11 protein-coding genes and 2 tRNA genes are annotated in these 10,655 nt (G+C 69.9%); 2 read left to right on the top strand and 11 right to left on the bottom strand.

Going from position 1 to position 10,655, the window contains the following annotated elements; all coding sequences use genetic code 11:
• Window positions 1–17 precede the first annotated feature (17 nt).
• Both H7U32_RS03575 and H7U32_RS03580 read right to left on the bottom strand, forming a co-directional pair.
• Window positions 18–1,829 carry an AMP-dependent synthetase/ligase gene (locus H7U32_RS03575; RefSeq protein ID WP_204468132.1) on the bottom strand — a complete coding sequence of 604 codons (1,812 nt, stop codon included), beginning with the start codon at window positions 1,827–1,829 and terminating at the stop codon, window positions 18–20.
• Window positions 1,780–2,685, bottom strand: coding sequence for a M23 family metallopeptidase (locus H7U32_RS03580; RefSeq protein ID WP_204468133.1), 906 nt, complete (start codon window positions 2,683–2,685; stop codon window positions 1,780–1,782). The genes H7U32_RS03575 and H7U32_RS03580 overlap by 50 nt, the downstream gene beginning before the upstream one ends.
• A 182-nt stretch (window positions 2,686–2,867) precedes the next feature.
• Here H7U32_RS03580 and H7U32_RS03585 point away from each other — a divergent pair, with 182 nt between their 5' ends.
• The gene (locus tag H7U32_RS03585) at window positions 2,868–3,062 is read left to right on the top strand and encodes a hypothetical protein (protein ID WP_204468135.1); all 195 of its coding nucleotides are present in this window, start codon (window positions 2,868–2,870) and stop codon (window positions 3,060–3,062) included.
• A gap of 11 nt (window positions 3,063–3,073) precedes the next feature.
• A complete protein-coding gene (locus H7U32_RS03590) occupies window positions 3,074–3,397 on the top strand; it encodes a hypothetical protein (RefSeq protein ID WP_204468137.1) in 324 nt (107 codons plus the stop codon).
• 316 nt (window positions 3,398–3,713) lie between these two features.
• Here the strand turns inward: H7U32_RS03590 and H7U32_RS03595 are convergent.
• The 9 genes from H7U32_RS03595 to H7U32_RS03635 form a co-directional block, all read right to left on the bottom strand.
• A tRNA-Asn gene (locus tag H7U32_RS03595) sits at window positions 3,714–3,786 on the bottom strand.
• Window positions 3,787–3,835: 49 nt separating this feature from the next.
• Window positions 3,836–3,908, bottom strand: a tRNA-Asn gene (locus tag H7U32_RS03600).
• 122 nt (window positions 3,909–4,030) lie between these two features.
• Window positions 4,031–5,074 (bottom strand): tRNA (adenosine(37)-N6)-threonylcarbamoyltransferase complex transferase subunit TsaD, encoded by a 1,044-nt coding sequence (gene tsaD / locus H7U32_RS03605; protein ID WP_204468138.1) that lies wholly within the window; start codon window positions 5,072–5,074, stop codon window positions 4,031–4,033.
• A complete protein-coding gene (gene rimI / locus H7U32_RS03610) occupies window positions 5,071–5,658 on the bottom strand; it encodes a ribosomal protein S18-alanine N-acetyltransferase (protein WP_204468142.1) in 588 nt (195 codons plus the stop codon). Before rimI ends, tsaD begins: the two co-directional genes overlap by 4 nt.
• A 13-nt stretch (window positions 5,659–5,671) precedes the next feature.
• On the bottom strand, window positions 5,672–6,478 hold the full coding sequence (tsaB, locus tag H7U32_RS03615; RefSeq protein WP_204468144.1) for a tRNA (adenosine(37)-N6)-threonylcarbamoyltransferase complex dimerization subunit type 1 TsaB: 807 nt from the start codon (window positions 6,476–6,478) through the stop codon (window positions 5,672–5,674).
• A gap of 81 nt (window positions 6,479–6,559) precedes the next feature.
• Window positions 6,560–7,159 carry a tRNA (adenosine(37)-N6)-threonylcarbamoyltransferase complex ATPase subunit type 1 TsaE gene (tsaE, locus tag H7U32_RS03620; protein ID WP_239457456.1) on the bottom strand — a complete coding sequence of 200 codons (600 nt, stop codon included), beginning with the start codon at window positions 7,157–7,159 and terminating at the stop codon, window positions 6,560–6,562.
• A gap of 59 nt (window positions 7,160–7,218) precedes the next feature.
• Window positions 7,219–8,196: a DNA polymerase III subunit delta gene (gene holA / locus H7U32_RS03625; protein WP_204468146.1), complete on the bottom strand. Its 978-nt coding sequence runs from the start codon at window positions 8,194–8,196 to the stop codon at window positions 7,219–7,221.
• Entirely contained in the window at window positions 8,163–10,082 is a 1,920-nt protein-coding gene (locus tag H7U32_RS03630; protein ID WP_204468148.1) for a ComEC/Rec2 family competence protein, read from the bottom strand. Before H7U32_RS03630 ends, holA begins: the two co-directional genes overlap by 34 nt.
• The coding region (locus tag H7U32_RS03635) for a ComEA family DNA-binding protein (RefSeq protein ID WP_306452347.1) at window positions 10,079–10,655 on the bottom strand (577 nt) is incomplete at its 5' end. The genes H7U32_RS03630 and H7U32_RS03635, both read right to left, overlap by 4 nt.

Here is a 10,655-nt window from a genome sequence, read left to right on the forward strand (position 1 = left end):
CGCGCCGACCGCGCTGGCTAGCGTTTGCCGGCGTAGATCACATTGTCGATGAGGTCCTGGTAGCGCTCGGTGATGGCATGGCGGCGGGCCTTGAGGCTCGCAGTGACCAGGCCGCTCTCCTCGGTGAAGTCGTCGGGCACGATCTCGAACTTGCGGATGGACTCGGCGCGGGAGACGTGCTCGTTGGCCATGTTCACCGCGCGCTCCACCTCGGCGCGCACGATCGGATTGCGTGCGGCGGACTCTAGGTCCGGCGCCGGCTCGGCACCCTGCGCTTTGAGCCAGGTGTTGGTCTCGGCGAGGTCCAGGGCGACGATGGCGGCGATGAACGGCTTGCGGTCGCCCACGACAACGCACTGGTTGACCACCGGCGAGGTCATGACGGCGGTCTCCAGCTCCTGCGGGCTCACGTTCTTGCCGCCGGCGGTGATGATGAGGTCCTTCTTGCGTCCGGTGATGGTGACGAAGCCGTCGTCGTCGATGGATCCAAGGTCGCCGGTGTGCAGCCAGCCGTCGACGATCTGCTGGGTGGTGGTCTCCGGGTGGTTGTGGTAGCCGACGCAAATCTGCGGGCTCTTGACGCACAGCTCGTCATCGTCGTCGATGCCCATCGTGACGCCCTGCAGCGGCAGGCCGATGGTGCCGATGCGGTAGCCCTCGGTGGGATTCACGCAGGTGGGCGCGCAGGTCTCGGTCATGCCGTAGCCCTCGAGCAGCGGCAGGCCGACGCCGTTGAAGAAGTGGGCGATGGAGAGGTCGAGCGGGGCGCCGCCGGACACCGCGTATTCGACGCGGCCGCCGAACACCTCCATGATGGAGCTGTAGACGAGCTTGCGGTACAGCGCATGCTGCAGGGACAGGGCGGCGGGGATCTTGCCGCCGGCCTGCTGCGCATGCGACCAGTCGATGGCGACCTGCGTGGCGTTGGCGAAGATGCGGCCCTTGAGACCGGCGCCGGCCTTCTGGGAGGCGGCGTTGTAGATCTTCTCGAAGATGCGCGGCACGGCGAGGATGAACGTCGGCTTGAACGCGCCGAAGTCGGCGAGGATGGTCTTGAGGTTGCCGGACAGGCCGAGCGTGACGGTGCCGGCGAAGCAGAAGAACTGCATGTAGCGGGCGAACACATGGGCCAGCGGCAGGAAGAGCAGCAGGCGCGCGCCCGGTCGCGAGGAGATGGCGGGCATCGTGTTCACGCCGGAGTAGGTGATGAACACGAAGCTGCCATGGCTCAGCTCGATGCCCTTGGGCGTGCCGGTGGATCCGGAGGTGTACACGATGGTGGCGAGGTCGGTGCCCTTCACGGCGCGCTCGCGCCGCCAGAACTCGTCGTCGGACACGCCGCGGCCGTACTCCTCGATGGTGTCCAGCGCGCCGAAGTCGATGACGTACACGTCCTTGAGCGTGGGGCACTGGTCGCGCACGGCCTCGATCTTGTCGCGCTGCGCGTCGTTCTCGGCGAACGCCATCGTCACCTGACTGTCGTTGAAGATCATCTTGACCTGCGCGGCGGAGTTCGTCTCGTACACGGGCACGGTGAGCGCGCCGATGGACATGATGGCCATGTCGAGCGCGGTCCATTCCCAGCGGGTCTTGGAGATCACGGACACCGAGTCCCCGGGCTTGACGCCGCGGGCGATGAGACCCTTGGCCAACGCGATGACCTTGTCGCGGAATTCGGCTGCGGTGAACGACTTCCAGGTGCCGTCGCCGCCCTTGTATTCGACGAGGGAGTCGTCCGGGGTGCGGCTCGCGCGCTCCTCGAGGATCGAGAACAGGTTCCTATCGTCGTCGATGGGCTGTTCCAGGGGCCGGGTGTATTCCTTCTTCATGGTTCTCCCTAGTGGGCTGAATGCTATCCACTTCGGATTGTACATGCACAAAGCCGCGGTCCATGGCAGCGAGCGGCTTGAGCACGGTTTTGCGCAGCGTCGCCTCCTCCACCGGGTCGAGGTAGTCGTCCTTGCCGCGGCGCACGCCCCAGTGCAGGCACGCGTGGTCGCAGTGGTCGGAGCCGGTGGCCTCGACCTGCGCGAACACCGTGCCGGCCGTCACCGTGGCGCCGACTGACAACGTGGTCGAGGCGGGTTCGAAGCTGGAGACCGTCGCGCCGTGGCGGATGCTCACGACGTTCTTGCCGGCGACTGTGCCCTCGTAGCTGATGACGCCATCCACGGGGGCGCGGATGCCCTCCCCCGCCGCGGCGGGCAGGTCGATGCCGCGGTGTCCGGCAAGCCACGGCTGCGCGGGCCCGTCGAACGGTCGGACGACCCGTCTGGCTCCGGCGAGCGGCCAGAGCAGCCCCGCGCGGCAACGGGCGTCCATGGCTTGAGGGGTGTCCAGGAGCGCGTTGCGCCGGGCCTGGTCGATGATGGGCATGAACGGCTGCGCCAGGGTGATGGCGGACCGCCCGACGTCGCCGTCACCTTCCTCGGACGACGACCGGGAGACGACGCCGGAGCAGGGGTCAGGCGGCGGCGCACCCGTATCCGTCCGCTCCTCGGCCCCGTGCACCGCGGCGGCCCCCGGCAGCACGGCCGCGACTGCCGCGGCGGCCAGGGCCAGGGCGATCATGGCTTGGCCGAACAGCGCCTGGTGGCGGCGTTCGGCCTCGGATCGCCGCTGTTCGTAGGAGGCGCGGCGCCGGTGTTCCTGCCGCTGTTCCTGGCTGTGCTGATGCTGTCCCATGATGAGCTCCTTCGCTGGTGCCTTGTGCGATGCCTTGTGGCGGGTTGCCTTCCACGATGCAGGCCCGGGCCCGCTGGCGCCAGCGCGACGGGACATTGTGGTCGGATCCTCCGCTCCGGGCGTGTCGCCCACCATGCGGGTACGTTCCGCGGCGTCGCAAGCCAATACCATGAGTCACATATGTGATCAGGCATGCGGTGGCGGTGTTCGAGGTCGAGTCAGGACAGCCCGGCGACCGCACCATGGCGTTCCTCGGGTACGTGGACGAGTCACAGGAACGACGCGTGGAGGTGCTGGTTTCGCAGCGCACCCGCAAGGCGTTCCACGCGATGGACTGCCGTCCCGAATGGCAGCGGTTCTTCAACCAGGCGAAATGAAAGGAGCCACCATGGTTCATGACGACGAATGGTCCGAACTGTCGGACTCGTATGCCGAGCACACCCCGCAGATCGTCGGCGAGGTCATCCACCCGCGCCGCCCACTCACTGCAGCTGACCTGGATGACATCTTCGCAGGCAGACCGCTCGCGGAACAGCCACGGCAGCAGGCGTCGGTGATGTGCAAGACCTATCTGACGCCGGACATGGCCTCCATGGCTGACATGCAGGCCAGAAAGGAGCACCTGTCCAGGGCCGCCCTGCTGCGCAAGGCTCTGGCCGCATACCTCAACGATCCCACTCAGGCGAACGCGCGCATCCCACAGACCGCGTAGTCTCCACTGCATGAAGCATGGGCGGGGGCGGCATCGCTCGACATGATGCCGCCCCCGCCCATTCATCTATCCGTACTCGAAGAACGGTCTCCGAGTACGTTCTTCCGCATGGGCACCATCAGCATGCGGCAAACAGTACGCTTACTCCCGCCAAGAGTACGGTTTGCCGCACGGATGCCGCCGCCATACGGGGACCGGGGAAGCCTCATGCGGATAAGAGAACGTCTCCGTCGGGAACGGTGCGGAATACGGGCAGGCGCCGCCGGGAACAGAATGGAATACGAAAAGACCCCACCGAAGTGGGGTCTTGTTCTAGCTCCTGCGGCTGGGCTTGAACCAGCGACCGTCCGATTAACAGTCGGATGCTCTGCCAACTGAGCTACGCAGGAATGCGTGATATTGAATTATATCCACAGGAGAACGCCTTCCCCTGCCGAGCTCCTGCGGCTGGGCTTGAACCAGCGACCGTCCGATTAACAGTCGGATGCTCTGCCAACTGAGCTACGCAGGAATGGCTTGCATGCACAGGATTTCTCCCGCGCACAAGTCATATATATTACCCATGCGCGCCCATTATGCAAATCCGACACGCTGACCGGCGCGTCGCGCGCCGAACGGGGCGGCGGTTGGCCCTCACATGCAGATCGTGGTCAGCGGCATGGCGGAGTCGATCGGGAAGTCCGGCGCCGACGGGGCCACGCCTGCCTCGACGAGGTTGACGCCGAGTATCGCCACCATCGCGCCGTTGTCGGTGCACAGCTTCGGCCGGGGGATGCGCACCTCGATGCCGTGCTCCGCCCCGTATTCGAGGAGCTTGGCCCGCAGCTGGGAGTTGGCGGAGAATCCGCCGCCCACGATGAGCGTGTCCGCCCCATAGGCCTCGCAGCCGCGCATGGCCTTGCGTGCCAGCACCGTGGCCACGGAGTCCGCCAGCGAGGCGCACACGTCGTCCACGGGGATCTCGCGGCCGGCGGCCTGCTCCGTCTCGATCCAGCGGGCGACGGCGGTTTTGACGCCGGAGAAGCTGAAATCGTAGGGGTGCTTGGCGCCGGCCTGGCCTTGGGTGAGGCCCTGGGGCACCCGGATGGCCGTGGGGTCGCCGTTGGCGGCGTGACGGTCGATGTGGGGGCCGCCCGGATAGGGGAAGCCGAGCAGCCTGGCCACCTTGTCGAAGCACTCCCCTGCCGCGTCGTCCAAGGTGGTGCCGACCACATCGATGCGGCGCGCCACATCCTCGACGTGGAGCAACGAGGTGTGGCCGCCGGAGACGATGAGGGCGAGTGCGTCCTTGGGGAAGGGGCCGAATTGGAGCTGGGTGACGGCGATGTGCCCGATCACATGGTTGATGCCGTAGATGGGCTTGCCCGCCGCCCAGGCGAGCGCCTTGGCGCCGGAGACGCCGACGGCGAGGCATCCGGCGAGCCCGGGGCCTGCCGACACGGCGATGGCGTCCACGTCGGTCAGTGTCAGGTCCGCGTCCGCGAGCGCCTTGGAGACGCAGGGGACGAAGGCCTCAGCGTGGGCACGCGAGGCGATCTCGGGGATGACGCCGCCGTAGCGCGCGTGCTCCTCCATCGAGGAGGCGACGACGTTGGACCGCAGCTCGCACCCCTGCACGATGGCGGCGGCGGTCTCGTCGCAGGTCGATTCGATGCCCAGCACGATCGGTTCGCTCATGGTTCCTGTCCTTCGTTCGTTTCCTTCTCGATGTCCGCGCCGCCGTGTCCCCCGTCCTCTCCGTCCGGACGGGGCGACGGGGCGAATCCCACGGCGCGGGGCTCCAAGTCGAGGGCCATGACGTAGGCGTCGATGCCCCCGGGCTGGTAGTAGCGTTTGCGCAGTCCGATGCGTTCGAAGCCGAACCTCCGGTAGAGGGCGAGCGCCGGCTCGTTGTCGACGCGCACCTCGAGGAGGATGCGCCGCGCCCCTTGCGCGCGGGCGGCGGCGACGAGCCTGTCCATGAGGGCGGTGGCGATGCCCCGGCGTTGGCTGGCGGGGGCGACGCCGATGGTCATGATCTGCGCGTCGTCGCCGTCATACCAGAATCCGGCGTAGCCGTTCACATGGGGCGACGGGGCGCCGGCGGACGGGGCGTGGTCGAGGCTGAGGAAGTAGGTGCGCGCGGGGGCGTCGAGTTCCTGGCGCACCATGTTCAGGCTCCAGGCGCCCGCTGCGAACAGCTCCGTCTCCAGGGAGGCGATGGCGGCCACGACAGCATCCCGGTCGAGGTCGTCCATGCCGACGATGGTGGTCTCGTCCATGCCGGTCTCCCGGTCAGGCCTTGGTGGCGCCGGCGTGGCCGAGCACATGTTTGAGCGGGTTCGGCACCTCGGCGTCGGGACGGCGCAGGTACAGCGGCTCCACCGGGGCTGCCGGGGCGCCGTGGCATGCGGCGATGGCGCCGGCCGCGAACAGTTCCAGTCCCGCCGCGCCCTGGTCAAGCACGGATTCGCCGCGGAGCTCCCCCAGACGCTCGATGTCGCGGAGCTCCTGCTCGTAGCGTGCGGCGCCGTGGCCGACGACGTCCACGATGGCGGGCCGCCTGTGCGTCTCCTGCCAGGTGCGCACGGCCTCGTTGATCCGGGCCACGATGCCGGCCGGGTAGTCGATGTCCATGCCGATCAGCGGCTGTGTCACGGGCATTGTGGCGCTGTCCTCGGCATCCCCGTGGGTGTCGTACAGCGCGAAGTACAGCTGCTTGCGCCGGGCGTCGTTGACGGCCAGTGTGAGCGTATGGGGCGCTTCCTTCGCTCCGTCCGTGGCCATCGCGGCATGTCTCAGGTGGTTCCACTGCGCCTGGGGGGCGAGGATGTCGCGGCCGATGAGCTCGGCGCCGGTGGCGAAGGCGAGCGCCTTGGCGGCGACGATGCCGGCGCGCAGGCCGGTGAACGGGGCGGGGCCGACGCCCACGACGATGCGTTCGAGGTCCGCCGGCCGCAGCCCGGCCGCGTCGACGGCGCGGGCGATGTCGCCTTGGAGTCTTTCGACGTGGGTGCGCGAGTCGGTCTCGAGGATCGGCTCATGGCCGACGATGCCGACGGTTGAGCCGTAGGAGGTGTCGATCACCAGTGTGTGCGTCATCCGTTCCCTTTCCGAACAAGTCCTTGGCTAGGATACAACCCGCCGCGTCGGCTGGGGCCGTCCCGGCCCCGTCGGTGGGGCTCAGCGCCGGGCCAGGGCGGCGATGGGCAGTGTCTGCCAACGTCGGCCGACCGGCACGAGCCGGACGAGGCGCATGCCCTCGCTGGTCGGCGCCGCATCCGCGCCGTCCGCCGCCGACGCGGGGGCGGGTGGGCGTTCGATGTGGACTTCCAGGCGTTCCGGCGCCAATGCGGCGGCCATCTGCTCGCCCCATTCCATGAGCACGACGGTGTCTTCGCCCGGATCCTCGAGCTCCTCGTCGAGGCCGAGCGATTCGAGTTCGTCGAGCAGACGGCCGACGCTGTCCTGGCCGGGCGCGTAGGAGGCACCGCCGAGCCGGTAGGCGTCCACATGCACCAGGTGTGCCCGCCGTCCGTCAGGGAAGCTGCCGTCGAGTTCGCGGGCGATGGTGAAGGTGGGCGAGACGATGGGCCCGCTGATGCCGAGCCCCGCGCCAAAGCCTTGGGCGAAGGTGGTTTTGCCAGCGCCGAGCGGCCCGGACAGGAGGATGACGTCGCCTCCGCGCACGAATCCGGCGATCCGCGCGCCGAGGTCGCGCATCGCCTGGTCGGTGGGGACTTCGATGGTGGCGGTCTGGCCGCCGCCCATGGCTGTGCTCATGGTGCTGCCGTGTTCCTTCCGTATGGTCCGTATCGTCCGTATGCTCCGGTGCCCGGCGGTCAGCCGCGCCCTTGGGAGGCGATGAGTTCGATGCTGCGTTCCAGCGCGTACATGGGGTCGCCGCCGTTGGTCTTGCTCTGTTCGTCGGCCCAGGCGAGCGTCCTGAGGCACCGCGCCATGCCGGCCGACGTCCAGCCGGGCAGCTGGCGCGTCGCCATCTTGAGCACCCAGGGGTTGGTCTTGGCTTCGGCCGCGGAGATGGTGCCGGCCCTGACCGCGGAGGCCTTGGCGATGGTGCGCAGCTTGAGCGCCAGCGCGCCGATGAGCGCGATGGGGTCGGCGCCCTGTGCGACGGCGGAGCGCATCATCACGATGGCCTCGGCGGTCCGGCCCTCCATCGCCTTGTCCGCCACGTTGAAGCTGGTGACCTGGGGGTTGGCGGTGAGGTATTGGTTGACGCGGTCCAGGCCGATGGGGTTGTCGTCGAAGTCGAAGCACAGCTGGCCGCACATGGCGGCGAGTTCGCCGGTGCGTTCGCCGAGCACGGCGACGAGCTGCTGGGCCGCGGCCGGCTCGACGCGGCGTCCGCGGCGTTCGAACTGTCCGATGACGAAGTTGAGCTTGGCGTCCGGTTTCTTCAGGTCGGGCACCTTCTGCAGCCGCGCGCCGGCTCGCACGAGGCGGTCGACGAGCTGCTTGCCTTTGTTGCCGCCTTCGTGCTGGCAGATGACGGCGCTGAAGCCGGCCGGATCCTTCGCCGCCTGCTTGCAGTAGGCGACGATGGCGTCGCCGAGGCGGTCGTCGGCGTTCTGCAGGTTCGTGAGCGTGACGACGGCAACGTCGGCGAGCAGGGAGGGGCCGACGGCCTCGTCGAAGGCGTAGCGATCGGCGCCGGTGGCGTCCAGTTCGACGGGTTCGGCGTCGGGCCGGGCGGCAAGCGCCTGCCTGCGTAGGTCGCGCACGGTCTGGTCGTTCACGTAGGCGTCGCCGCCGACCACCAGGGTCACGGGCGCGTCCGCCGTCGATGCTTTGGGCATGGTCTCAATCTCGCCGCATCGCTGGACATCGCCCCGCCGTCCCGCCATGCGACGGCGCGCAGAGCGTCCCGCGCCCATGCGCCGAACCGTTCGCGGGGCGTGACCGCGAACCCCTCCCCCGGCATCCCGGATTGCGCGTCGTCCCCGTGCCAGCCCGTCCACCGCCGTGACAACGTCCGTCGCAGCAGGACGCAGGCCGCGATGCAGCCCGCCTCGACCAGGGCCATGAGGACGGCGCCGGCCATGCCGCCCGCCCACGGCAGCGTGGCCTGTCCGCCGCCGCCGAGCCAGAGGGCGACGCGTTCCATGGCCAGCGTGCCGCAGGCCGCGGCCCGGGCGCACGCCTCCCCCAGGCCGGGACTGGCCCAGGAGACGGCGAGCGCGCACAGTCCCGCCACTGTGGAGAAGCCGACGAACGGGGCGACGAGCACGTTCGCGGGGATGGATAGCAGGGGCAGGTCGGGTTCCATCAGCGTCTGGATGGGCAAGGCTCCGGTCTGCGCGGCGACGGTCATGCCGACGGCCTGTGCCACGGGCTCTGGCAGCAGCGCCGCGCAGGCCCGTGCCACGGGTTGGGCGAGCAGGACGATGCCGAGGACGGCGGCGCAGGACAGGGCGAAGCCGAAGCTGCGCGCCATGCCGGGGTCCGTGAGGATGACGGCGATGACGGTCCAGGACAGGGCGCTGACCGCTTGGGGCCGTCTGCCGAGGGCGAGCGCGGCGGCGGCGAGCAGTCCCATGCCGAGCGCTCGCGTCACCGAGTCGGAGGGGAACATGGCGGCGGCCAGCAGCAGTTGGCATGCGGCGACGCCGGCAGCGGTCAGCGCGCGGGGCAGGAGGAGCGCCGCGCAGCCTCGGCGCACCAAGCCGGCGAGGAGGGCGAAGTGACCGCCGGAGACGGCCATGAGGTGCATGATGCCGGCGCGGCGGAAGCTGTCCTCGAGCTGTGCTGCGTAGTGCTCGTCCACTGCCGGCGGGGACTGCGGCGTGATCGTGGCCGTCTGGCGTGGCGTGCCGGCGCCGGCGGGGATGTGGTCCGTTCCGAGCACGCCGAGGGTGAGTCCGGGCACGAGCACGCGTCCTTGGTCGCTCAGCCGGCCAGTGACGGTGAAGAACGCCTCCTGCGCATGGTTGAGCATGCGCCGGATGGGGTCGGGGCCGTGTTCGAGGCGCGCCGCGGCGGCGCCGTCGTCTTCGCTCAGGACAAGCCAGGTGGTGGCGTCGCCGAACTCCGCCTGCCGCAGTGTGCCGCGCAGGGTCAGTGTCGCGCCGCGTTCGAGCCGGCCGCAGTCGTTTCCGACGGCGAGGACGAGCAGGTCCGCCTGGGAGGGGCGGCGCACGCCGTCGGCGGTGATGGCTGTGGCGGTGCCGTCCGTCTGGCAGTCGACGTCGCGCATGGTGGCGGCGGTGGCGGGGCCGGTCGTCCGGACCGTCACGGTGGCTTCGGCGGGGCCGTCCCTGGCCCGTGCCGTCACCGGGTCATGCCATTGGGTGAGGTCCGTGGCTAAGGCGCCGGCGCCGGCGGCCAGCATCGCGGCGATGACGACGGTCGCCTGCATGGCGGCGGCGCGTCTGGCCGTGGGCTGGGCGCGTGCCAGCCAGGTGGCGGCCAGGCAGATCGCCGCGCCCGCCATGCCCCAGGCGAGCGGTGCCGCCGTCGCCTGCAGGAGTGTGGGAATCCAGCCGTCCTGGTGCGCCGTGGCGGCCGGGGCGGCGGTGCCCGCCGATGCCATGGCCGCCGCGTGGCCCGGACTGGTCAGGATGGCGGACAGCAGGTGTCCGCCCAGTGCGGCGGCCCATACGCCGATGGCGGCCGGCAGCATGCGCCAGTCGCGGGAGCCTTGCTCATGGTTCTCCGGGGCGGCGGGGCGTCGTGGCGCGATCATCCGACCTTCACCTGCCCGCGGAGTTTCTCCAGGGTCTTCGGTCCGATGCCTTTGACCTCGAGCAGCTGGTCGACGCTGGTGAACGCGCCGTTGGCGTGGCGGTGGTCGAGGATGCGCTGCGCCAGCACGGGACCGATGCCGGCGATGGCGTCGAGCTGCGTCAGGTCGGCGGTGTTGAGGTCCACCCGGCTGTCCGTGGCCGGGGGCGGGGTCTGTTGCGGCGCAGGCGCGGGTCCGGCGACGTTGGCTTCGTCGGCGGCGTCATCGGCGGCGTCGGCGTCCTGCGGGGGTGGGGCGGTGTCCCGCCCGCTCCGTTCCGCGTCCGTCTCGTCTGTCATGGCGGTGGCGGCGCCCTCCTCGAGGGCGGCGATGTTGCGCGCCTGCTGGACGAGCATCGTCAGGCTGGCGCTCAACGCGGCGGCCAGCAGCAGGATGGCGGCCAGCGCATGCGCCGGGGAGAGCGACAGGCGTGGCTTGGTCCTGGCGCGGAGCCGGGCGTCGCCGGCGCCGTCGCCGCGGCGCACCCCGGACAGGTGTTCCAACCGCACGGTTTTGGGTCGTGTCCTCGGAGGC

The sequence above is a fragment of the Bifidobacterium pullorum subsp. saeculare genome, from assembly GCF_016899725.1.
GTDB lineage: Bacteria > Actinomycetota > Actinomycetes > Actinomycetales > Bifidobacteriaceae > Bifidobacterium > Bifidobacterium pullorum_C.